General features: G+C 62.2%; 19 protein-coding genes and 1 tRNA gene. 10 read left to right on the forward strand and 10 right to left on the reverse strand.

Annotation, left to right across the window (positions count from 1 at the left end; genetic code table 11):
• Nucleotides 1-40 precede the first annotated feature (40 nt).
• The gene (gene atzF, locus RS694_RS05015; RefSeq protein WP_081708710.1) at nt 41-1,729 is read right to left on the reverse strand and encodes an allophanate hydrolase; all 1,689 of its coding nucleotides are present in this window, start codon (nt 1,727-1,729) and stop codon (nt 41-43) included.
• A 169-nt stretch (nt 1,730-1,898) separates the two neighbouring features.
• On the opposite strand from atzF, the gene RS694_RS05020 reads away from it, so the two are divergent.
• From RS694_RS05020 to RS694_RS05050, 7 genes are all read left to right on the forward strand, one after another.
• On the forward strand, nt 1,899-3,002 hold the full coding sequence (locus RS694_RS05020) for a BMP family ABC transporter substrate-binding protein (RefSeq protein WP_029709351.1): 1,104 nt from the start codon (nt 1,899-1,901) through the stop codon (nt 3,000-3,002).
• A 74-nt stretch (nt 3,003-3,076) separates the two neighbouring features.
• Nucleotides 3,077-4,405, forward strand: a complete 1,329-nt coding sequence (gene guaD, locus RS694_RS05025; RefSeq protein ID WP_029709352.1) for a guanine deaminase — start codon at nt 3,077-3,079, stop codon at nt 4,403-4,405.
• 164 nt (nt 4,406-4,569) lie between these two features.
• Entirely contained in the window at nt 4,570-5,817 is a 1,248-nt protein-coding gene (locus RS694_RS05030; protein WP_029709354.1) for an MFS transporter, read from the forward strand.
• A 59-nt stretch (nt 5,818-5,876) separates the two neighbouring features.
• Entirely contained in the window at nt 5,877-6,413 is a 537-nt protein-coding gene (locus tag RS694_RS05035) for a deoxycytidylate deaminase (protein WP_076069430.1), read from the forward strand.
• Nucleotides 6,414-6,641: 228 nt separating this feature from the next.
• Nucleotides 6,642-6,980, forward strand: coding sequence for a hypothetical protein (locus RS694_RS05040; RefSeq protein WP_076069989.1), 339 nt, complete (start codon nt 6,642-6,644; stop codon nt 6,978-6,980).
• Between the two features lie 109 nt (nt 6,981-7,089).
• Nucleotides 7,090-7,989, forward strand: coding sequence for a KPN_02809 family neutral zinc metallopeptidase (ypfJ, locus tag RS694_RS05045; RefSeq protein WP_029709358.1), 900 nt, complete (start codon nt 7,090-7,092; stop codon nt 7,987-7,989).
• Nucleotides 7,990-8,434: 445 nt separating this feature from the next.
• A complete protein-coding gene (locus tag RS694_RS05050; protein ID WP_029709359.1) occupies nt 8,435-9,928 on the forward strand; it encodes a DEAD/DEAH box helicase in 1,494 nt (497 codons plus the stop codon).
• Nucleotides 9,929-10,279: 351 nt separating this feature from the next.
• Here RS694_RS05050 and RS694_RS05055 read toward each other — a convergent pair whose 3' ends face one another.
• Nucleotides 10,280-11,137 (reverse strand): symmetrical bis(5'-nucleosyl)-tetraphosphatase, encoded by an 858-nt coding sequence (locus RS694_RS05055; protein ID WP_029709360.1) that lies wholly within the window; start codon nt 11,135-11,137, stop codon nt 10,280-10,282.
• Between the two features lie 24 nt (nt 11,138-11,161).
• On the opposite strand from RS694_RS05055, the gene RS694_RS05060 reads away from it, so the two are divergent.
• Nucleotides 11,162-12,463, forward strand: coding sequence for a hemolysin family protein (locus RS694_RS05060; RefSeq protein WP_029709361.1), 1,302 nt, complete (start codon nt 11,162-11,164; stop codon nt 12,461-12,463).
• 37 nt (nt 12,464-12,500) lie between these two features.
• On the opposite strand, the gene RS694_RS05065 is transcribed toward RS694_RS05060, so the two are convergent.
• Together RS694_RS05065 and RS694_RS05070 are read right to left on the reverse strand one after the other, a co-directional pair.
• On the reverse strand, nt 12,501-13,271 hold the full coding sequence (locus RS694_RS05065; RefSeq protein ID WP_029709363.1) for a YdcF family protein: 771 nt from the start codon (nt 13,269-13,271) through the stop codon (nt 12,501-12,503).
• A 10-nt stretch (nt 13,272-13,281) separates the two neighbouring features.
• On the reverse strand, nt 13,282-13,524 hold the full coding sequence (locus RS694_RS05070) for a hypothetical protein (protein ID WP_029709364.1): 243 nt from the start codon (nt 13,522-13,524) through the stop codon (nt 13,282-13,284).
• Nucleotides 13,525-13,710: 186 nt separating this feature from the next.
• Here RS694_RS05070 and RS694_RS05075 point away from each other — a divergent pair, with 186 nt between their 5' ends.
• Together RS694_RS05075 and RS694_RS05080 are read left to right on the forward strand one after the other, a co-directional pair.
• Nucleotides 13,711-14,298, forward strand: a complete 588-nt coding sequence (locus tag RS694_RS05075) for a PadR family transcriptional regulator (RefSeq protein WP_029709365.1) — start codon at nt 13,711-13,713, stop codon at nt 14,296-14,298.
• Nucleotides 14,298-15,152 carry a siderophore-interacting protein gene (locus RS694_RS05080; RefSeq protein ID WP_051392091.1) on the forward strand — a complete coding sequence of 285 codons (855 nt, stop codon included), beginning with the start codon at nt 14,298-14,300 and terminating at the stop codon, nt 15,150-15,152. The genes RS694_RS05075 and RS694_RS05080 overlap by 1 nt, the downstream gene beginning before the upstream one ends.
• An 11-nt stretch (nt 15,153-15,163) precedes the next feature.
• Here the strand turns inward: RS694_RS05080 and RS694_RS05085 are convergent, their stop codons facing one another.
• The 6 genes from RS694_RS05085 to prfB all read right to left on the reverse strand — a co-directional run bounded on the left by RS694_RS05085 (nt 15,164) and on the right by prfB (nt 22,054).
• On the reverse strand, nt 15,164-16,117 hold the full coding sequence (locus tag RS694_RS05085) for a GGDEF domain-containing protein (protein ID WP_051392092.1): 954 nt from the start codon (nt 16,115-16,117) through the stop codon (nt 15,164-15,166).
• Nucleotides 16,118-16,244: 127 nt separating this feature from the next.
• Nucleotides 16,245-16,320, reverse strand: a tRNA-Thr gene (locus RS694_RS05090).
• Nucleotides 16,321-16,358: 38 nt separating this feature from the next.
• Nucleotides 16,359-17,369, reverse strand: a complete 1,011-nt coding sequence (locus tag RS694_RS05095; protein WP_029709369.1) for a class 1 fructose-bisphosphatase — start codon at nt 17,367-17,369, stop codon at nt 16,359-16,361.
• Between the two features lie 118 nt (nt 17,370-17,487).
• Nucleotides 17,488-20,196, reverse strand: a complete 2,709-nt coding sequence (gene pepN / locus RS694_RS05100) for an aminopeptidase N (RefSeq protein WP_029709370.1) — start codon at nt 20,194-20,196, stop codon at nt 17,488-17,490.
• Nucleotides 20,180-20,884, reverse strand: a complete 705-nt coding sequence (locus RS694_RS05105) for an HAD family hydrolase (protein WP_029709371.1) — start codon at nt 20,882-20,884, stop codon at nt 20,180-20,182. The genes pepN and RS694_RS05105 overlap by 17 nt, the downstream gene beginning before the upstream one ends.
• A gap of 65 nt (nt 20,885-20,949) precedes the next feature.
• A protein-coding gene (gene prfB / locus RS694_RS05110) for a peptide chain release factor 2 (RefSeq protein ID WP_152528891.1) occupies nt 20,950-22,054 on the reverse strand; the annotation gives its coding sequence in 2 pieces (ribosomal slippage) (nt 20,950-21,972 and nt 21,974-22,054; 1,104 coding nt in all).
• Nucleotides 22,055-22,119 lie beyond the last annotated feature (65 nt).

The following is a 22,119-nucleotide window of genomic DNA, read 5'->3' on the forward strand; positions in this document are numbered from 1 at the left end:
GTGGTTCCAGTTCAGGGTTAAGGGGTTTGGGTGTTTGAAATCAATTGGGTTTGCGCGATGCCACGTAGGCGCGCCAGCCGCCGTGTTCGCTGACGTCCTGGGCGGCTTCGAGGGCATGGCCTTCGCAAATGAAGCCGGTGACCCAGGTGCCGTCGGCCAGTTCCACATTGCCCAGGCCCAGCGGCTGCGGAATCAGCGCCAGAAAGCTGCCTATCTGTGCCTGTGGCATGTCCCACACTTCGAGTGCGATGGCAGCGCCACCCGCGGCAACGCGGCGCAGGCCGGGTTTGGGTGGCACGGTGCCGGGCAGGGCGTAGAGGCGGTAATTGGCAGACGTCGTGGAGGCCTGTAGCAGGCGGCCATCGCGCTCGGTCAACTGTCCGTTGAGCGGCATGCCTGAGAGGTGTGCGCCGACCACGGCGACCTTCATGCGCGAGCCACTGTCCGCCAGGCCAGCGATGGGTTCAGGTGCAGGCAGAGGCAATTGCAACGCGCCTTGCAGCATGCCGCTGGCATGGTGGTAGCGCTGGCCTAATTCGGCCAGTTGCCAGTCACTGCCGCACGGGCCGATGAAGGTGATGCCAAACGGCAGGCCGTCGGGCCGGATGCTGCTGGGGACGGAGATGGCGGCGTAGTCCAGCAGGTTCACAAAGTTGGTGTAGGCCCCCAGGTTGCGGTTCAGCACCACTGGGTTGGCCAGCATGGCGGCAATGGTGTAGTGCGTGGGTGCGGTGGGCACCAGCAGCACGTCGATGCCGCCCCACATGGCTGCAGCCTGCTGGCCATAGGCGCGCAATTGCGCCTGCGCAGTGCACAGGTCGGCGGCGCTGAAGTCGCGTCCCCGGGCAATGATGCTGCGCACCGGCTCCATCACCTTGTTTTCATGGGCATCGAAGAACGGGCGGATGGCGGCGTAGCGCTCTGCTACCAGTGCGCTTTCATACAACAGTGCAGCGGCCTGGGCCAACGGTGTGTAGTCAATGGAGACGGCCACACCACCCATGGCGGTGAGTCTCTCCAGCGCCTGTGCGAAAGCGGCTTCTGCGGCGGTATCGCCAAAAAACTCCAGTGTGGACGGCACACCAAAACGGAAGCTTTTGCCAAAGGGTTGGCTGGCCAGTTGCAAGGTGCGCGAATACGGGTCTTGTACATCTGGCCCCATGGCTGCCTGCAACACACGCGCAGCCACATCCACCGTGCGCGCGAAGATGGAGACACAGTCCACGCTCTGCGCCGCTGGCACCACGCCGCGTGTGCTCAACAGTCCCTTGCTGGGTTTGATACCAACGATGTTGTTCAGGCCCGCCGGTACGCGCCCGGAGCCTGCGGTGTCGGTGCCCAATGAAAAGTCCACCTCACCGTTGGCCACCACATAGGCCGAGCCTGCGCTGGAGCCGCCGGAGACATAGTCGGGGTTGAAAGCGTTGGGCACCGCGCCGTAGGGCGAGCGTGTGCCGTTGAGACCACAGGCAAACTGGTCCAGGTTGGTTTTGCCGACCAGCGTCGCACCAGAATCGAGCAGCTTCTGCACCACGCTGGCGTGTGCCTTGGGCAGGTAGGCAAACTCCTTGCAGGCCGCAGTCGTGGGCCAACCGAACGCGTCGATGTTGTCCTTGATGGCAAAGCGCAGCCCGGCCAGCGGGCCACTGGCACTGCCAGCCAGTGGCGGTTCAATATGTTCTATCCAGGCCTGGGGCGCTCCGGCCTTCTGGGTAATGTTTTGCACCATTGTTGGGTCCAATCTTGTATCCAAGATGGGATTGCAAGAGCTGTGCCAGAAATACCGGTGTGCGACAGCATTCCGTTTGTTGCAGAAGCACGCCGGTTAAAATACGTCCAAGGCCCGCTGCTCCGGCGGGCCTTGCCTTTTGTGTTTCGGAGCCATGTAGAGGACTACCATGTACAAAAACCTCGCAGCCACGTTCGTGGCGGCCTGCGCTTTTTCGCTGGCACCTAGCGGTGCTTTTTCCCAATCCAAAGATGCTGTCAAGGCAGAGCCGTTGAAGATCGGTTTTGTCTATGTCGCGCCCTTGTCCGACGCCGGCTGGGTGCACCAGCACGACGAAGGCCGCAAGGCGGTGGAAGCCGCTTTGGGCAAACAGGTGCAAACCAGCTTTGTCGAAAACGTGGCCGAAGGGCCCGATGCCGAGCGCGTGATCCGCGATCTGGCGCGCCAGGGCAACAAGCTGATCTTCACGCCCAGCTTTGGTTATATGGAACCCACGCTCAAAGTGGCGCAGGAGTTCCCGGACGTCAAGTTCGAGTCCGTCACCGGCTACAAGACCGCACCCAATGTGGCCGTGTCCAACGCGCGTTATTACGAAGGCCGTTACCTGGCCGGTATCGCCGCGGGCCGCATGACCCAAACCAATCTGGCCGGTTACGTGGCGGGTTTCCCGATCCCCGAAGTGTTGCAGGGCATCAATGCCTTCACGCTGGGGTTGCGTTCGGTCAACCCCAAGGCCGAAGTCAAGGTGGTGTGGCTGGGCGAATGGTTCAATCCGCCGCGCGAGCGTGATGCGGCCATGACCCTGTTCAACCAGAACGTGGACGTGATCGCCTTCCACACTGGCTCCACCGCCGTGATGGCGGCTGCCCAGGAGCGCGGCAAGATGGCCGTGGCCTACCACTCCGACATGCGCAAGATCGCGCCCGATGCCCAGATCATCGCCGTCACCCACGAGTGGGGTGCCTACTACACAGCGCGTGCCAAGGCCGTGCTGGCCGGCACCTGGAAGAGCGCGGGCGTGTGGGGTGGTGTCAAGGAAGGGATGATCCGCGTCGGCGACTTTGGCAGCAAGACCCCCAAGACCGTGCAGGCCGAAGTGCTGCAGCGCCAGAAGGATATTGCCGCGGGCAAGCTGCATCCCTTCCATGCCATCGCAGCCGTGCTGGACAACGAAGGCCACGAAGTCATCGCCAAGGGCCAGACCCTGAGCGACGACAAGATTCTGAACATGAACTGGCTGGTGGCGGGTGTGCAAGGCAAACTGAGTCGCTGATCTTGCATGCGTCGATAAGGCTTATTCGCCACGCCATATAGCCGGGCGGGGCGGCCGGTTTAAGCTTGCAACCTATGAAAGCCTACCGCGCCTCCCTTCTCTGGTTTGCCCCGCACAGCGCGGGGCCTCACGCAGCCTCGCCGCAAGCCCTGTTTGAAGAAGACGGCCTGCTGGTCGTCGGCCCCAATGCCCAGGGCGTGCAGGTGGTGCAGGCCATTGGCGCCTGGCGCGCACTTAAAGATAGCTACCCGCAGCTAGTGGTGGAGCATCTGCCGGGGCGCATCATCGCGCCCGGTTTCATCGACCTGCATATCCACTACCCACAGACCAATGTGATCGGTTCACCCGCACCCGGTTTGCTGCCATGGCTGGAGAACTACACATTTCCAGAAGAAAAACGCTTTGCAGCCCCCGAATACAGTGCGCAGGCAGCTGCATTTTTTATAGCGGAATTGCTTCGCAACGGCGTCACCACGGCGCTCACCTTTGCCACCTCGCACACCGAATCGGTCAACGCGCTCTTCACCGAAGCGCAGGCCCAGCGCCTGCGCCTGATCACCGGTCTGTGCCTGATGGACCGCCACGCCCCGGCCGATCTGCTGAACCAGGGGCAGGGCGCCGTGAGCGGTACCGAGCAAAGCCTGCGCGACACCGAGGCACTGATCCAGCGATGGCACGGCAAGGACCGTCTGGGCTACGCCATCACCCCGCGCTTTGCACCGACCAGCACCGACGCGCAGCTGCGCGGCGCGGGCGAACTGGCCCGGCAATACGCCGATGTGTGGATCCAGAGCCACGTGGCCGAGAACAAGGACGAAATCACCTGGGCGCGTGAACTGTTCCCTGCATCCCGTTCATATCTCGCCACCTACGACGACTTTGGCCTGATGCGCAAGCGCGCCATCTATGCCCACTGCATCCACTTTGACGACGCTGACCGCGCGTTGATGCGCGACACCGGCGCGGTGGCCGCCATCAGCCCGACCAGCAATCTGTTTCTGGGCAGCGGTTTTTTTGACTACGAAGGCGCAGACCGCATTGGTTTTGGTTACGGCCTGGCCAGCGATGTCGGTGGTGGTACCTCGTTCAGCCCGTTCCACACCATGCTGGCCGCCTACTACGTGGGCCGGGAAGGGCAGACCAAGCCCGGCCTGTCGCTCTCGCCCCAGCACCTCTGGTGGCAACACACGGCGGGCGGTGCGCGCGCGCTGGGGCTGGACGGTGTGGTGGGCAACCTGCTGCCCGGCTGCGAGGCCGACTTTGTCATCATCAACCCCAAAGCCACGCCCTTGCTGGCGCGCAAAACGGCGCTGGCGTCCAACCTGGACGAGTTGCTGTTCTCGCTGATCGTGCTGGGCGACGACCGCCTGATCGAGCGCACCGTCATTTCCCAAGCGATTTAGGGCGCTAACCCTTACAGGTACTGCGCAAGAAGCTCCTGATTTCATAGCATTGCTACGAAGGGTTATAGGGTAATCCCTTATAGTTCTGGCCATCCACGGGATGACGCCAAACCACGGCTCCCCGCTCAACACAAAGGTGCGACGCACCGCCCCCCAAGGAAACCATGATTGCGACAGAAGCGGTGAAAGAGGCCCAAGAGGCCAGCCCGTTGACACGGATACAGATTGTTTTGGTGATTCTGGCGCTGGCCTGCGGCGGCTTCGCCATCGGTACCGGTGAATTTGCCATCATGGGCCTGCTGCCGGATGTGGCAAGCACTTTTGCCGTCACCACCCCGCAGGCCGGTTATGTCATCAGCGCCTATGCACTGGGCGTGGTCGTAGGCGCACCGCTGATTGCCATTGCGGGCGCCAAGTCCTCGCGCCGCACGCTGCTTCTGATCCTCATGGCGGTTTTCACCGTCGGCAATCTGGCGAGCGCAGTTGCGCCGGATTTTCTGAGCTTCATCGTGTTGCGCTTTTTGTCGGGTCTGCCGCACGGCGCTTACTTTGGCGTCTCTGCGCTGGTGGCCGCGTCGCTGGTTCCATTGGATATGCGGGCGCGCACCGTCGGCTACGTGATGCTGGGGCTGACCGGTGCGACGCTGGTCGGCACACCGGTCATGGCGCTGTTTGGCCAGTACCTCAGCTGGCGCGTCATGTTCCTGGCCGTAGGACTGATCAGCGTGCTGACCGTGACGCTCATCTGGATCTACCTGCCACGCGACAAACCCGCCGTGGGCGCCAGCGTGGTGCGGGAACTGGTGGCTTTCACCCATCCGCAGGTGCTGCTGACACTCACGCTCGCCGCGACCGGTTTTGGCGGCATGTTTTCCATCTTCTCCTACATCGCCAGCACGGCGACCGAAGTGGCGCACATGCCGGTGGGCATGATCCCGGTGATCATGGTCCTGTTCGGCATCGGCATGAATGTGGGCAATGTGGTGGGCTCCAAGCTGGCCGACATCGCGCTCATGGGCACCATAGGCGGCATGCTGGTCTTCAACATCGTGGTGATGACGCTGTTCAGCCTCACCGCTGCCACGCCCTGGATGTTGTGCACGTCCGTGTTCCTGATCGGTTGCACCTTTGCCGCCGGCCCGGCCATCCAGACGCGGCTCATGGATGTGGCGGCAGATGGCCAGACACTGGCGGCCGCGTCCATGCACTCGGCCTTCAACATCGCCAATGCCCTGGGCGCCTGGCTGGGCGGTCTGGCCATTGCCTTTGGCTACGGTTATGCCGCCACCGGTTATGTGGGCGCCTTCCTGTCGTTCATTGGTCTGTTTGTGTTTGCGGCGTCGGTCCTGCTGGAACGGCGTGGCCGCCCCACGCACGGCCCGCGGGCTTTGGTGTCCATCCGGCAGGAGTGATAGGCTTGGGGGACGACCGATTGATAAAGCAAATGTCCCCCGCCTGAACCCGCCCATCCATGAAAAACCTTCCCCTGCTCCACTGGCATTCGATGTTCATGGGCGTGGCGCTGTTGGCGTCCGGCCGCTCCAAGGACGCGCGCAAGCGCAACGGGGCCTGTATCGTCAGCCCGGATAACAAGATTTCCGGCGTGGGCTACAACGGCCTGCCGCGCGGCTGTGATGACAATGACGAGCACTACTGGCAGGACGACGACAGCGACCCGCTGAACTCGCGCCACAGCTACATCGTCCATGCCGAGCAGAACGCCATCCTCAACTGCACAACGCTGCCGTTGCATGGTTCGACCATCTATGCCACCCAGTACCCCTGCCCCAAGTGTGTGCAGTCCATCATCCAGGTCGGTATCAAACGCGTGGTCTATCTGGACAAGAAGGAGCACCAGGAGCGCGTGAATGGGGCGTCTGAAAAGATGCTGGCGGACGCCGGCGTCGAGATTGCGTCCTTGCAGGAACTGCAACCCGAGTCCGCCGACTGGTCGGCTGAACTGGCCCAGTTCATAGAAAGCTCGACGAGCCAAAAAGCCACACCCTGACAGGGATTGCAACCGGGAACCGGGGCCAAGCTCGCGGGACCTCCCCTAAGGCATAAAAGCCGGACCAGACCAGTTGGCGTTCACTTACAAAGCGGTTTGAGAAAAGCTTTGTAAAAAACCTCCTTCTTTCCTACAACACGTCGGCCATTTGGCCGATGGTGGAGGGCAGTTCCATTTCCTAGTATTCAACTTGGTTCTGGACCTTGCACGGTGCAAAAGGAGTTGACCATGGCTGCTACTGATACATCTTCCAGTTTTCCCTCTGCCCCTGCGGCGGCGGACGGCTTTGCAGCGCAGTGGGACGAATGGGGCCCGGTGGCACACCCGTGCCGGTACTGGCCGTGTGAGCTGCTCTCGGCGTTCATGCTGCAAATGGCGGCCCAGGGCCAGTGTGTGAACGAGTCCATGATGCTGGGCAGCCGCCCGTACGCCGTGGAAAAACTCACCCAGGCCCGCACCTTGGACGACGCCAATTTGCGTGAGCTGGCGGTGCGCATGGTGGCCTACTTTGACGACGAACCTAGCCACGCCGTGGCCACGCTGGTTGCGGCCTCGCTGCACCACTGAGCGCATACCTATTACAAGCCCCTCTGTGGCCTGCCCGCGCTGCAGTACAGTGGCGCACACGCTGGCGCATCCGCCAGCACCACCCTGAGTACTACATGACGAGGCCAGCATGAAATGGGAAGGCAACCGCGAATCGGACAACGTCGAAGACCGCCGTGACGGTGGAGGCTCGGGAGGCGGCGGTCTGGGCGGTTTGCTCGGAGGTCTGCTGGGCGGCCGCAACATCGGTGCGGGCACCATCGTCATCGCCCTGGTCGGTGGCTGGGCGCTGGGCATCAATCCGCTGACGATTCTGGGCCTGCTCAGTGGCGACGGTGCGCCGACCGCGCAGGTGCAGCAAGCCCCGGCCAAGCGCCCACCCGCAGACGACCGCATGGCCAAATTCGTCTCCACCGTGCTGGCCGATACCGAAGACGTGTGGACCGATGTGTTCAAAAAAGGTGGTGCCGACTACCAGAAGCCCAAACTGGTGCTGTTCCGCGGCGCTACGCCTACCGCCTGCGGCCAGGGCCAAAGTGCCATGGGCCCGTTTTATTGCCCTGCTGACCAGAAGGTTTATATCGACCTGGGTTTTTACGAAACCCTGCAAAAGCAGTTGGGTGCGCCTGGCGACTTTGCCCAGGCCTATGTGATCGCCCATGAGGTGGGCCACCACGTGCAAAACCTGCTGGGCATCAGCACCAAGGTGCAGCAGGCGCGCAGCCGCGCCAGCACCGCCGAAGCCAACGTCCTGAGCGTGCGCCTGGAGCTGCAGGCCGACTGTTTTGCCGGTGTTTGGGCCCACCACGCCAATAATGCGCGCCAGTTGCTGGAAGCCGGTGATGTGGAAGAGGCCATGAACGCCGCCGCCAAAATTGGCGACGATGCCCTGCAGCGCGGCAGCGGCCACGCCGTGGTGCCCGAGAGCTTTACCCACGGCAGCAGCGCCCAGCGCCAGCGCTGGTTCAACACCGGCTTGCAGGGCGGCAGCGTGCGCGGTTGCGACACCTTTTCGACCCGGAAACTCTGAAAACGGGCGGATTTGGGGCCAATAGAGCCTGTTCAAGGTCTTTTTGGGGCCACGCAAGTGCCTTTTCGGGATGGGCTGCTAGGCGCAAAACGCAGTCGGGCTGGTGCCCGGCAAGGCTTTGCAACGCCGCAGACCGCCCGAAAAGGCACTTGCCCTTCGGGTTGGGACGAAATCGGGCGACTTGCCCACCAAACCCCTTGCATGGGCATGAGCCCACACGGCGAAATGTTGGCAGACAACTCATCCCGATTGCGTCCCAACGTGACCTCAAAAAGACCCTGAACAGGCTCTTAGAGGATAATGCGGGTTTGCCCCCAGACCTAGAGGGCGCCCCGCTATCGGATGGATAGCACACAACTGGCTATGCCTGACCGACTTGAATACTGAACTGACCCCTTCCGTTGCCCCCGCAGTTTCCAACGAACTGAACGCGGACACCCCCATCATGGCCTTTGCCCAGCTGCAACTGGCCGCCCCACTGGCGCGCGCCGTGGCCGAGATGGGCTACGAGTCCATGACCCCGATCCAGGCCCAGGCCATCCCTGTGGTGCTGACCGGCAAAGACGTGATGGGCGCCGCCCAGACCGGTACCGGCAAGACAGCCGCTTTTGCGTTGCCCCTGTTGCAGCGCCTCATGAAGCACGAAAACGCCTCCACCTCTCCTGCCCGCCACCCCGTGCGCGCATTGGTGCTGCTGCCAACCCGTGAGCTGGCCGACCAGGTCGCCCAGCAAGTGAAGCTGTACGCCAAGTACACCAACCTGCGCAGCGCCGTGGTGTTTGGCGGCATGGACATGAAGCCCCAGACCCTGGAGCTGAAAAAAGGCGTGGAAGTGCTGGTGGCCACGCCCGGCCGTCTGCTGGACCATATCGAAGCCAAAAACGCCGTGCTCAACCAGGTTGAGTACGTGGTGCTGGACGAAGCCGACCGCATGCTGGATATCGGCTTCTTGCCGGACCTGCAACGCATCCTGTCCTACCTGCCCAAGCAGCGCACCACGCTCTTGTTCAGCGCGACCTTCTCGCCTGAAATCAAGCGCCTGGCCAACAGCTACCTGCAAAACCCGGTGACCATCGAAGTGGCGCGTTCCAACGCGACGGCTTCCACCGTGGAACAGCATTTCTACAGCGTCAACGAAGACAGCAAGCGCCACGCGCTGCACCAGATCCTCAAGCAACGCGGCATGAAGCAGGCGTTTGTATTCGTGAACAGCAAGCTGGGCTGTGCCCGCCTGGCCCGTTCGCTGGAGCACGAAGGTCTCAAAACCGCTGCACTGCACGGTGACAAGAGCCAGGACGAGCGCCTGAAGGCGCTGGAATCCTTCAAAAAGGGCGAAGTGGATTTGCTGGTGTGTACCGATGTGGCCGCGCGCGGTCTGGACATCAAGGATGTGCCTGCGGTGTTCAACTTCGACATCCCCTTCAACGCCGAAGACTATGTCCACCGCATTGGTCGCACGGGCCGTGCCGGTGCGGCCGGTCTGGCAGTGACTTTTGTGGGTGGTGGCAATGATGCCCGCCTGCTGGCCGACATCGAGAAGCTGATCAAGACCAAGATCGAACTCGAAGCGGTGGAGTTTGAAGAAGACCAGCCCGATATCCGCAAGCAAGGCCGTATCAACGATGGCCGCCGCATGTACCACGAAGATGGCAGCAGTGTCGGTGGCGACAACGGCCGCAGCGCCGGTCGTGGCGAAGGCCGCGGACCCCGTGACGACTCTGGTCGCCCCCGCGTACCCCGCGCTCCGCGCAACGACTACACCCGCCCGGTGCCGGTCTCGCGCGATCCGTTCTTTGACAAACCCTACGAACCGGCTCCGGTCGTGGCTGAAGCCGCATCAACCCCGTCGTGGGAAGCTACGGCCCGTACGACCACACGGAGCATCTCGGCCAACATCAAGCCCAAGCGCAAAGTGGCGGCTCTGTTCAAGACAGAATAAGAAGTTCAGCTTCTGTGAAAACGGCGCCTTGTGCGCCGTTTTGCTTTTGGCAGGCGGGAATATGCGGCGTGTGTTCCTCGCCTGCAGAGGACCAGGGGTGAATGCCTCCGCTCATGTCCCCCGCCCGCTGTGTGGGCTCCTCCTTTACTTCGCTGCGCCACTCACCCCAGTTCCTCCGCTCGAAGCGTAGTTATCGACCGTTGCACTCCAACCAAACCGGATCGGGTGGGGTGGGCGTTCTGCGCAGGTAAAGGAGGAGCCCGCAAAGCGGGCGGGGGACACGGAGCAGAACGTCCACCCTGCCTGAGGCAGCCCACACGGGGCCTTGCGGTTGTTTAGCAAAGGACCTGTCTATTCCCCAGGCTTCTGCGACTGCTCACACTTCACCTGGATCAACTCGGTCTTCCAAGGAGCATCCGCACCAGAAGCTTCCACGCGCAACGCACTCAGACACCCGCCCCACACACAACCGGTATCCAGCGCCAGCACGTCCGGGCGGTCCAGCCAGCCCAGCGTGGACCAGTGGCCGAAGGCTACTGTTACATCGCGCGTTTGCCGGTCCGGCACGTCAAACCAGGGCAGGTAGCCCGCAGGCGCGGTGTCGACATTGCCGGTGCTTGCAAACTCCATAGCGCCTTGCGGTGTGCAAAAGCGCAGGCGCGTGAGGGTGTTGACGATCACACGCAGCCGGTCTGCACCGGTTAGCGCATCGTCCCAGGTGTGCGGGCCATTGCCATACATCTGGTGCAGAAAGTCACCGTACGCCGGTGAGCGCAAAACAGCCTCCACTTCGCCCGCCAATGCTATTGTTTTGGTAGCTGTCCACGCAGGCTGGACGCCAGCGTGGACCATTAAAAGCACTCGATTCCCCAGGTTCTCCTGTATCGCCAGGCGCTGCTGACGCAGCCAGTGCAGCATGGCTTCACGGTCGTCGGCCTGCAGGATGCTGTCCAGTGTGTCGTTGCGCCTGGGCTTGCGCACACCGTGGGCCACAGCCAGCAAATGCAGGTCGTGGTTACCTAGCAGGCAGCGTGCGGCCGCGCCATACCCCATCAGGCGGCGCAGCACGGCAGCCGAGTCCGGGCCGCGGTTGACCAGGTCGCCCAGCAGGTACAGCGTGTCGCGGCTGGGGGAGAAAGCGAGGGTGTCGAGCAGGCGCTGCAGGGCAGCGTCGCAGCCTTGCACATCGCCAATAAGGTACATTGCCATGGTGTTCATTCTCGCTTGGGTTCCATGGATTTTTTGCTGATCATTGTTCTGACTTTGTTGAATGGCGCGTTCGCCATGTCAGAGCTGGCGCTTACCGCCAGCCGCAAAGTGCGGCTGCACACCATGGCCGATGCTGGCGACAAGGGGGCCAAGGCCGCCCTAACGCTGATGGACAACCCCACGCAGTTTCTCTCGTCCGTGCAGGTCGGCATTACCTCCATCGGCATGCTCAACGGCATCGTGGGAGAGGCTGCGTTCAGCGATGACGTGGCCCGCTGGCTGGGCGCCACGCTGCCCATTTCGCACCGTGCAGCGGAAATTTCTGCCACCGCGCTGGTGGTCACCATCATCACCTTCATTACCATTCTGTTTGGCGAACTGGTGCCAAAACGCATCGGCCAGCTCTACCCCGAGACCGTGGCGCGCATCATGTCCCGCCCGATGACCTGGGTGGCCACCGGGGCCAAGCCTTTTGTGCGCCTGCTCTCCATGTGCACGCACGGCATGCTCAAGCTGCTGCGCATTGACACCACCGACACCCGCGCCGTGACCGAGGCCGAAATTTCTGCCAGCCTGGAAGAGGGCGTGGACGCCGGCATCATCGAAGAGCACGAGCACCAGATGGTGCGCAACGTGTTCCACCTGGACAACCGCCCACTCACTTCCATCATGCTGCCGCGTGTGGACATCGAATGGCTGGATGCCTCGTCCACGGTCGCCGAATGCCTGGCGCAGGCCAGTGATGGCGGCAACAAGGGCGCGCATTCCTGGTACCCGGTCTGCCGCGGTTCGCTCGATGACGTGGTCGGACTGGTCAGCGTGGCGCGTCTTCTGGAGCGTGGCGTGCGCTATCCCTATGCCGTGGGCGCCCTGGTGGAGCCCGCCGTGTTCGTGCCCGAAACCCTGAGCGGCATGGAGCTGATCGAACAGTTCCGCGCCAAGTCCGCGCGCATGGTGTTTGTGGTGGATGAGTATGGTGTGGTGCAGGGCCTGCTGACTCCGCATGACGTGCTGGAAGCCATTACCGGCGAGCTGCAGCCCGATGCCCAAACCCAGGCCTGGGCCACGTTGCAGGCTGATGGTTCCTGGCTGCTCGATGGCCTGATGCCGGTGGGTGAACTCAAGTCCCGACTTGACATTGAAGACGACCTGCCCCAGGAAGACCGGGGCCGCTACAACACGCTGGCTGGCCTCTTGATGGTGGTGGCCGGTGATCTGCCCGCCAAGGGCGAATCCATTGTCTGCGCCAACTGGCGTTTTGAAGTGGTGACGCTGGAAGGCCGGCGTGTCGACAAGGTGCTGGCCCGCCGCACCCTGGATAACTGACCGCTCTCCCTACCCGCAACCGCGCGATCTGCGGTGGCTACATGCGCCCGGTGACGCGGTAGGCCAGCAGGCCCACCCATTCGTGCAGGGCTTGTTCCCAACGGCTCGCACCACCCAATAACGAATAGCTGAACCAGTCCATTGGGCCGCCGGTCTGGTAGTCCACCGGATAGGCCGTCACGTTCCAGCCCGCCTTGATAAACGTGCCCATGGAACGCGGCATGTGCGCGGCAGAAGTCACCAACAGCCAGGCTTGTGTTTTGTCCACGCCGGGCAGCTGAGCCGACAGCACCGCGTTCTCATAGGTATTGCGAGAGGCCGATTCGTACTGCACCTGGCCTGCATTCCATCCCACGCTTTCGTAAAAAACGCGCGCCCGGTCGGCTTCGCTGGGCCCGATGCCCATGAGCGCGCCCTCGCCACCGGTGTAGAGCACACGCAAGTGGGGGTTGTGCCGCAGCATGGACAGTGGCGCCGTAATGCGTTCGGCCGCGCCATTGAACAGGGGCTGGGTGTGGACCTGCTGCACCCGGCCGGATTCGGTGGCACCGCCCAGCACCACCACACCCACGTAGCCACGCAAATCAGCCTGGGGCGTGAATTCGGTGTACTGGCCTTCCAGATGCCGTATCAGCAGCTCGGGCAGCGGCATCCAGCCCACGAACAACATCAGCGCCAGTGCGGCCCAGGTAATGCGCAGCCCGGTACGCGGCCAGCGGGCTTGCAACAACAGGCCGGCCAGCAACAGCATAGCGACCCAGAGGAGGGGCTGCGTCAGCAGCGCAATGACTTTGGAGATAAAAAACATCGTGGCTTGTTTATTTGTTGTCGTCTGGCATGGGGCGCGCTTGCATCGCACCCTCCACAGATTGTTGGACCTGCTGCTGTATCTGTTGGCTTTGTTGCTGCGGTGTGGCGTCAGGTGTGACCACCGGCATGGCGACGCCCGAGGTGTTGGGTACTGCAGGCTTGGCACGCATGCTGCCCAATTGCGTCTTGGCCAGCAGGCCCACGATGGCCAGCACGATCAGCAGACCCAACACTCCAACAATGGCACGCATGGCGGCTCCTTCGCAAATAGCAGAGTGCGATTGTGACGCAGGGCTTATGCCTGTCCGGTTGCGGGAGTCAGCGGAGTGCAGGAAGTGCCTGGAACTGAAAAGTCGATGTAAAGACCACGCTCTAAACTTGTTTTAGATGTAATTTAGATATATCATAAATAAATCTAAATAAGACAAGAGAAATCTATGCGACACCATTCCAGACACTTCCATTACCAAATGCGCCATACGGAACATGGCGACGATGGCACGGCCGGCGGTCGGGGCGGCCGACACGGCGAGGGGCTGCACGGCCGCCGCGGGGGCGGGCGCATCTTCAGCCACGGTGGTTTGCGGTTTGTCCTGCTGCAGTTGATCAGCGACAAGCCCAGCCACGGGTATGAGCTGATCAAATTGATCGAAGACCGGCTGGGCGGCAGCTACAGCCCCAGCCCGGGCACGGTTTACCCCACTCTGACCTTGCTCGAAGAACAGGGCTACCTGAAGGGCGAGAGCGCCGACGCAGGCGGGCGCAAGAGTTACGCCATCACCGATGCAGGCCAAGCCTTCCTCGAAGAAAACCGCACCATTGCCGACGCCATGCTGGAGCGTATGAACGGCGGTGTGGATGGTGCTGGTGCCCGGGGCGGCCGCCCGCCACAGGTGATGCGCGCCATTGAAAACCTGAAGCTGGCCATGCGCATGCGCTTGTCCCGCGAAGCGTTGACTCCCGACCAGGCCAATGCCTTCGCCGCCGTGCTGGACCACGCCGCCCAACAGTTGGAGAAAATCTGATGCAAGTCGCAACTATCACGCTGCCGGGCCCTGCCGGCCAGGACGGAGCGGACCTGACACCCACACGTGTGCGCCATCCATTGCGTTTTCGTGTGCTGGATGTGTGCAAGGTTGATCGCCTGACACCGCACCTGGTGCGCGTCACCCTCTCGGGCGATGCACTGGAAGGCTTTGTCAGCGCGGGTTTTGACGACCATGTCAAACTCTTCTTTCCCGACCCCGTGACCGGGCTGGTCACCACCCCCACGCTGGGTGCCGATGGCCCCGTGTGGGCGGAGGGCACGCGCCCTGTCATGCGCGACTACACGCCCCACCACTTTGACCCGGTGGCACATACGCTGGAGATCGACTTTGCGCTGCACCACCCCGGCGGCCCCGCCACGCAGTGGGCAGAGCAGGCCCAAGTGGGTCAGAAACTCGGCGTGGGTGGCCCCAAGGGCTCCTTCATCGTGCCTACCGGTTATGACTGGCATTTGCTGATCGGTGACGACACCGCCTTGCCCGCCATCGCCAGACGGCTGGCCGAACTGCCAGCCGGTGCGCATGCAGAAGTGCTCATTGAAGTGGACAGCCCTGTCGACCATATTCCGTTGCCCAGCGCCGCAGGGGTGGAGGTGGAATGGGTCTACCGCAGTACTGCTGGTGCCCATGAACAGCCCTTGGTCGAAGCGCTGCGCCGCATGCGCATGCCAGCCGGGTTTTTCCATACCTGGATTGGTTGCGAGTCTGCGCAGGCCAAGGCTTTGCGGTCGTACCTGATCACCGAATGTCTGGCAGACCCCAAACGGATTCGCGCGTCAGGTTACTGGCGCCGGGGCAGTGCGGGCACGCACGACGCGCTGGACAACGGATAGCCGCTTCCGGGCTACGCAACAGGGGCAGCAGGCTGCGGGGTGTAGGGCGCAATGCGGTTACGTCCATCGGCTTTTGCGGCGTACAGGGCCTGGTCGGCCAACGCCAGCAGGTCGCTGCCGCTCTTGCCCGGCGCTGCACCGTGCTGCACCAGCCCGCCTGAAAACGTGTAGCTGAAGTCCGCAGCCACCTCGGGCAGGCGTTCCGCCTGCAGCCGCTCCAGTACGCGGTTGAGTACCAGTTGTGCAACGGGCAAGCTGCTATTGGGCAGCAACACGCCAAATTCCTCCCCACCCAAGCGCCCCAACACGTCTTCGGCACGCAGATGCTGCTGCACAAAATTGGCAAAGTGCTTCAGCACCTCATCACCAGCTGCGTGGCCAAAGCGGTCGTTGACCTTCTTGAAGAAATCGAGATCCAGCATCGCCAGGCAAAAAGGCTCCGCGCTGCGCTGTGAACGCGATATCTCCTGTGCCAAGCGTTGCATGAAATTGCGCCGATTGGGAACGCCTGTCAGGTCGTCTGTCAGCGCCAACCGCTCAATATCGCCATGGGCCTTTTTGAGCGCGTTCTCGGTTTCCTTTTGGCGTGTGATGTCAGAGCAAAACATCACCAGCTCGCCATCCGGGCACACCTGTTCGGTCATCAAAATCCAACGCCCACCTTTCAGGTCGACCTCAAAACTGCGAAACGGCGCCGAGCGCTGGCGGCTGCCCGCGTATTCCAGCCAGTCCTGTAGGTTGGCCCACTCGATGTTGGAGCCACGCTGCTGCATGTACATCCACTCCATCAGGTCCCCGTGTGTCTTGCTGATCATCGACTGGTCGGCGAAGTCAAACATCTGCGCGAACGCCGGGTTGTAGTACACAAACCGGTTCTCGGCATCCAGCACCGCAATGCCGTTCTCACTCAGGCCCGCGTACTGCAGTAACAGGTCTGCGAGCTTGGGGTTGTGCGAGGGGGACATAGGTTGGGCGTTTGGACTACGTGAATTTCAGCATAGCGGGTTTTTGCGCGGGCGCCTAGCCTGCGACTTCTCAAACGTAGATTGTTGAGTAGACGAAAAAAATCCCACAGCAAGTGTGGGATTGATTTGGTGCCGCTTGACGGAATCGAACTGTCGACCTTCTCCTTACGAAGGAGCTGCTCTACCAACTGAGCTAAAGCGGCAACTCAGCCCACAATTATAGCGGGCCACCAGAGGAGAATCAGCCCGCTTCGGCGTGGTAACGCGTTACACGTTCCACTTCGTTTTTGCTGCCCAGAATCACGCTCACACGTTCGTGCAACTTGCTGGGCTGGATGTCCAGCACGCGGTCTTTGCCGTTGGTGATGGCGCCGCCGGCCTGTTCCACGATCCAGCCCATGGGGTTGGCTTCGTACAGTAGGCGCAGCTTGCCGGGTTTGTCCGGCTCACGCTTGTCCCAGGGGTACATGAAGATGCCGCCGCGGGTCAGGATGCGGTGTACGTCGGCCACCATGCTGGCAATCCAGCGCATGTTGAAGTCCTTGCCGCGCGGGCCTTCCTTGCCGGCCAGGCATTCGTCCACATAACGCTTGATGGGCGGTGCCCAGTGGCGCATGTTGCTCATGTTGATGGCGAATTCTTTGGTGTCGGGCGGAATCTGCAGATTCTCTTGCGTCAATACAAACGAGCCTTGCTCGCGGTCCAGCGTGAACATGGCCACGCCGTCACCCACCGTCAACACCAGCGTGGTCTGTGGGCCGTAGATGCAGTAACCCGCCGCGACCTGTTTCACACCGGCCTGCAAAAAGTCTTCTTCCGTCACACCGGGTTGGCCTTCGGGCTTTTTGAGCACGCTGAAGATGGTGCCGATGCTGACGTTCACGTCGATGTTGCTGGAGCCATCCAGGGGATCAAACAGCAGCAGGTATTCACCCTGCGGGTAGCGGTTGGGCACCAGGTAGATGCCTTCCATTTCCTCGCTGGCCATGGCAGCCAGGTGACCGCCCCATTCGTTGGCTTCGATCAGCACTTCGTTGGAAATGATGTCCAGCTTTTTCTGGATTTCACCCTGGATGTTTTCGGTTTCGGCCGTGCCCAGCACGCCACCCAAGGCGCCTTTGTTGACGGCGTGGCTGATGCTCTTGCAGGAGCGCGCCACCACTTCGAGCAGCAGGCGCAGTTGTGATGGGATGTGCCCCTCCTGGCGCTGCTGCTCAACCAGGTAGCGGGTAAGGGAAATTTTGGAACTCATGTTTTTCCTTTCTATCCGTTCGCCCTGAGCCTGTCGAAGGGCTTCGACAGGCTCAGCCCGAACGGTTGTTTGGTTCAGCTTGAACAGTGGTCGGGTTCGGGGCTGGACGGTTTGTTTGCTAGTCGGCCAGCGCGCGGTCTACAACCTCGCGGACATCGTTGCTCAAATCAGCTTTGGCAGCCACGCGGGCCAAGGCCTCGCGGGCAGCGTTGCGGTACGGGTCGGCCAGCTTCTTCCAACGGTCCAGCGCGCGTGCCAGGCGGGCGGCCACCTGGGGATTGATGCTGTCCAGCTCCATGACACGGTCGGCCCAGAACACATAACCTGCGGCGTCAGGGCGGTGGAAGCCACCGGGGTTGGCGCTGCAGTAGCTGAAGATCACACTGCGTGCGCGGTTCGGGTTGCGGATGCTGAAGTCCGCGTGCGTGAGCAGTTGGCGCACGGCGGGCAAGATCTGGCCGCCGCGGTCGGGCGCTCCGGCCTGCAGTGCAAACCATTTGTCCAGCACCAGCGCCTCGTCCTTGAACATCGCGTGAAAGCGTGCCAGCGCGGGCACCGCCAGCGCGTGGCCACTGCCGACCAGCGCGGACAGTGCGTTGAAGCGGTCGGTCATGTTGCTGGCGTCCTTGAAGCGCTGCAACACCTTGCCGGGCCAAACGGCGTCACCACTCTGCACCGCGGCCAGGCACAGATAGGTCAGCGCCATGCCAGCCAGCGCGCGGCGGCCGCTGGAGAGCGGGTCGGGGCTGTAGGCACCGTTGTCGTGGTGGGCTTCATACGCCCACTCCCAATCGACTTGCAGGGCGGTGGCCAGTTGCAGGCGCATGGCTTCGCGCACGGTGTGGATGCGCTGCGGGTCGACCACGTCCAACTGCTCGGCGATGTAGGTCTCGCTTGGCAGCGTCAACACCAATTCCTTGAACGCGGCGTCCAGGGTGGGGTGACGCAGCACCGAGCGCATGGCTGCAATATAAGCATCATTTAGGCCTCCAGCCCCCGCAGGGTCTGCGTGCGCAGCTATCTGTTTGATAGCGCTGCGCAGCGCCAGGCGTTGCCCGGCTTCCCAGCGGTTGAACGGGTCGGGGTCATTGGCCAGCAGCGTTAGCAACTGCGCGTCGGTGTACTCAAAGTCCAGCACCACGGGCGCCGAGAAACCGCGCAGGATGGAAGGCACGGGCTCTTCCTGGATATGGGTGAAGGTGATGCTGGCGCTCTCTTCCGAGACCACAAACAGGTAGTTGCTGTAGGCCTCGCCCGGGCCATCCTGTGCATGCAGGGCCAGTGTCTGGCCGCTGGTACCACCCACCAGGCCCAGCAGGATGGGGATCACATAGGGCTGTTTGCTGGGTTGGCCGCTGGTCGGTGCGCAGCTCTGCGTGAAGTGCAGGGTGTAGGTCTGTGCCTCTGCGTCATAGGTGCCGCGGGCACCCACGCGTGGTGTACCCGCCTGGCTGTACCAGCGCTTGAACTGGGGCAGCAGGTTGGCCAGGGCCGAGCCGGGGTTGGCGTCGGCAATGGCCTGCGCAAAGTCGTCACAGGTCACAGCCTGGCCATCAAAGCGTTCGAAGTACAGTGTCATGCCTTTGGCAAAACCGGCGCGGCTGGTCAGCGTCTGCATCATGCGCACGACCTCGGCACCTTTTTCGTAAATGGTGACGGTGTAGAAGTTGCTGATCTCGATGTAGCTGTCGGGCCGCACCGGGTGGGCCATGGGGCCTGCGTCTTCGGGGAACTGGGCGGTGCGCAGTACACGCACGTCTTCGATGCGTTTGACGGCGCGGGCCGACGGGTCGGCACACAAGTCTTGGCTGAATTCCTGGTCGCGGAAGACGGTGAGGCCTTCTTTCAGCGAGAGCTGGAACCAGTCGCGGCAGGTGATGCGGTTGCCGGTCCAGTTGTGGAAGTATTCGTGGCCGACCACGCTTTCGATGTTGGCGTAGTCCACATCGGTGGCAGTGGCCTGGTTCGCCAACACGTACTTGGTGTTGAAGATGTTCAGGCCCTTGTTTTCCATCGCGCCCATGTTGAAGTCGCTGGTGGCGACGATCATGAAACGCTCCAGATCCAGCGGCAGGCCAAAGCGGGCCTCGTCCCAGGCCACGGAGGCCATCAGCGAGTTCATCGCGTGTTCGGTCTTGTCCAGATCGCCGGGACGCACATAGACCTGCAGCAGATGCTCTTTGCCATTGCGCGCGGTGATGCGCTGCTCGCGCGCCACCAGTTGGCCTGCAACGAGTGCAAACAGGTAGGCGGGTTTCTTGTGCGGATCAACCCACTTGGCGAAGTGGCGGCCTTCGTCCAGATCACCATGCTCCACCAGATTGCCGTTGGAAAGCAGCACCGGGTACTTGGCCTTGTCCGCACGCAGGGTGACGGTGTACATGGCCATCACATCGGGGCGGTCCAGGAAATAGGTGATGCGGCGAAAGCCCTCGGCTTCACACTGTGTGAAGAACGAGTCATTGCTGACGTACAGGCCCATCAGCTTGGTGTTCTTGGCCGGGCAGGTCGTCGTGAAGATTTCCAGCGAGAAGGGCTCAGTGCCTTCGGGCAGGTTTTCCAGCACCAGCTGGTTGCCGTCCATCTTGAAGCTGGTGCCCTGGCCGTTGACCAGCACGCGGGCCAGGTTCAGCTCTTCACCGTCCAGGCGCAGGGCCTGTGCCGCTACGTCGGGGTTGCGGCGCAGCGTCATCTTGTTGAGCACGCGGGTCTTGGTGGGGTCCAGGTCGAAGCTCAGGTCGACCGTGTCGATCCAGTAGGCCGGCGCCACATAGTCGGCACGGTGGATGGCGGTGGCAGGGCCTTGCCCCTCACGAAGTAACAACATGCAGATTCTCCAGAAAGTTCGATTCCATCAATTCGTCGAAATTGCGGGCCCAGGCCAGCACGTGCGGCCCGGCCAGCTCAGCCGCGCTGTAGCTGGTGCCTATGCCCACGGCGCGCATACCTGCGCGCCGGGCGGCTTCAATGCCAAAGGGAGCGTCTTCAAACACCACGCAGTGTTCGGGCGCAACACCCATGCGCTGTGCAACCGCCAGAAAGATGGCCGGTGTGGGTTTGCCGCTCAGGCCTTCATCGCCCCGCGCAATCGCGTCGGGCGGCGGATTCATCTTCAGGTGGGAGAGCGCGAACTCCACATTGTGGATGTCGCCCGCCGTGCCTACACCCGCCTTCAGGCCCTGCGCCCGTGTGGCCGCATAAAACTGGCTGAACCCTTTCACCTCGGCAAACACCGGGCCGAAGATGTTGCGGTACAGCTGCTCTTTTTCAAACAGCAGGTCCCAGGCTTGCGCATCCGGCATGTCGGGCTGCTCCAGCAGCAGGCGCACACATTCCATGCCGGTGCGGCCGGTGGTGCGGCGCATCAGCTCGTCTATGGGCATCGTCAATCCATGCTTGCGCGCAAAGTCACCCCAGGTCGACGTATGGGTCGGCATCGAGTCGACCATGGTGCCGTCCATATCAAAGATGAAGGCCCCCACGCTCCCCGCTGCGCGTGGTTCGCTGCCCCCCAGGGGGGCTAATTTCCCTTGGGGCGTCCCGGCGGGAAATTGAGCCTCTACGGGTGCCTGCAAATCCATCACACGCCTTGCTTGAGCGACGCCTGGATGAATACATCCAGATCACCGTCCAGCACCTTTTGCGTGGCCGACACTTCGACGTTGGTGCGCAGGTCCTTGATACGGCTGTTGTCCAGCACATAAGAGCGGATCTGGTGGCCCCAGCCCACGTCGGTCTTGGTGTCCTCCAGCTTTTGCTGCGCTTCCTGCTGCTTGCGCAGTTCAAAGTCATACAGGCGCGAACGCAGGCGCTTCCACGCTACGTCGCGGTTGCTGTGCTGGCTGCGGCCGTCCTGGCACTGCACCACGATGCCGGTCGGGATGTGGGTCAGGCGCACGGCCGAGTCGGTCTTGTTGATGTGCTGGCCGCCGGCGCCAGACGCACGGAAGGTATCGGTGCGCACGTCGCTGGGGTTGATCTCGATTTCGATGGAGTCGTCGATCTCGGGGTAGACAAACACCGACGCAAACGAGGTGTGGCGGCCACCGGACGAGTCGAACGGGCTCTTGCGCACCAGGCGGTGCACGCCGGTCTCGGTGCGCAGCAGGCCGAAGGCGTATTCACCTTCGATCTTGATGGTGGCGCCCTTGATGCCGGCGGTGTCGCCTGCAGTCTCGTCTTCGATGATGGTCTTGAAGCCCTTGCGCTCGGCGTATTTGAGGTACTGACGCAACAGCATGCTGGCCCAGTCACACGCCTCGGTGCCACCGGCGCCGGCCTGGATGTCCAGGAAACAGTTCAGCGGGTCGGCCGGGTTGTTGAACATACGGCGGAATTCCAGACCTTCGATAACGGTGGCCAGCTTGGCGGCTTCGGCTTCGATAGTCTGCAGGCCGGTCTCGTCGCCTTCTTCCTTGCTCATCTCGTACAACTCGGAGTTGTCGGAGAGCTCGCGTTCCAGGTCATCCAGCGTGACGACGATGCCGTCCAGCGCTTTTTTCTCTTTGCCCAGTTCCTGGGCCTTTTTGGGGTCGTTCCAGACGGTGGGGTCTTCCAGCGAGGCGTTAACCGTCCTCAGGCGTTCTGCTTTGGCAGCGTAGTCAAAGATACCCCCGGAGCTCGACCGTGCGAGCGCTCAGGTCTGCGAGTTGGGTGCCAATCTGGTTGATGCGTTCTGCGTCCATGGTGCGGGTCCTGCGGTGCGATGTGTGATTAACCCGCTATTTTAGTTGCCAGCCCAATGGACGCC

It is taken from the genome of Rhodoferax saidenbachensis (genome assembly GCF_001955715.1).
GTDB classification, from domain to species: Bacteria; Pseudomonadota; Gammaproteobacteria; order Burkholderiales; family Burkholderiaceae_C; genus Allorhodoferax; species Allorhodoferax saidenbachensis.

Bases quoted from the DNA above. Each gene is read 5' to 3' on its own strand.
- atzF (WP_081708710.1), bottom strand. From the start codon at position 1,729: ATGGTGCAAAACATTACCCAGAAGGCCGGAGCGCCCCAGGCCTGGATA.
- RS694_RS05020 (WP_029709351.1), top strand. From the start codon at position 1,899: ATGTACAAAAACCTCGCAGCCACGTTCGTGGCGGCCTGCGCTTTTTCG.
- guaD (WP_029709352.1), top strand. From the start codon at position 3,077: ATGAAAGCCTACCGCGCCTCCCTTCTCTGGTTTGCCCCGCACAGCGCG.
- RS694_RS05030 (WP_029709354.1), top strand. From the start codon at position 4,570: ATGATTGCGACAGAAGCGGTGAAAGAGGCCCAAGAGGCCAGCCCGTTG.
- RS694_RS05035 (WP_076069430.1), top strand. From the start codon at position 5,877: ATGAAAAACCTTCCCCTGCTCCACTGGCATTCGATGTTCATGGGCGTG.
- RS694_RS05040 (WP_076069989.1), top strand. From the start codon at position 6,642: ATGGCTGCTACTGATACATCTTCCAGTTTTCCCTCTGCCCCTGCGGCG.
- ypfJ (WP_029709358.1), top strand. From the start codon at position 7,090: ATGAAATGGGAAGGCAACCGCGAATCGGACAACGTCGAAGACCGCCGT.
- RS694_RS05050 (WP_029709359.1), top strand. From the start codon at position 8,435: ATGGCCTTTGCCCAGCTGCAACTGGCCGCCCCACTGGCGCGCGCCGTG.
- RS694_RS05055 (WP_029709360.1), bottom strand. From the start codon at position 11,137: ATGGCAATGTACCTTATTGGCGATGTGCAAGGCTGCGACGCTGCCCTG.
- RS694_RS05060 (WP_029709361.1), top strand. From the start codon at position 11,162: ATGGATTTTTTGCTGATCATTGTTCTGACTTTGTTGAATGGCGCGTTC.
- RS694_RS05065 (WP_029709363.1), bottom strand. From the start codon at position 13,271: ATGTTTTTTATCTCCAAAGTCATTGCGCTGCTGACGCAGCCCCTCCTC.
- RS694_RS05070 (WP_029709364.1), bottom strand. From the start codon at position 13,524: ATGCGTGCCATTGTTGGAGTGTTGGGTCTGCTGATCGTGCTGGCCATC.
- RS694_RS05075 (WP_029709365.1), top strand. From the start codon at position 13,711: ATGCGACACCATTCCAGACACTTCCATTACCAAATGCGCCATACGGAA.
- RS694_RS05080 (WP_051392091.1), top strand. From the start codon at position 14,298: ATGCAAGTCGCAACTATCACGCTGCCGGGCCCTGCCGGCCAGGACGGA.
- RS694_RS05085 (WP_051392092.1), bottom strand. From the start codon at position 16,117: ATGTCCCCCTCGCACAACCCCAAGCTCGCAGACCTGTTACTGCAGTAC.
- RS694_RS05095 (WP_029709369.1), bottom strand. From the start codon at position 17,369: ATGAGTTCCAAAATTTCCCTTACCCGCTACCTGGTTGAGCAGCAGCGC.
- pepN (WP_029709370.1), bottom strand. From the start codon at position 20,196: ATGTTGTTACTTCGTGAGGGGCAAGGCCCTGCCACCGCCATCCACCGT.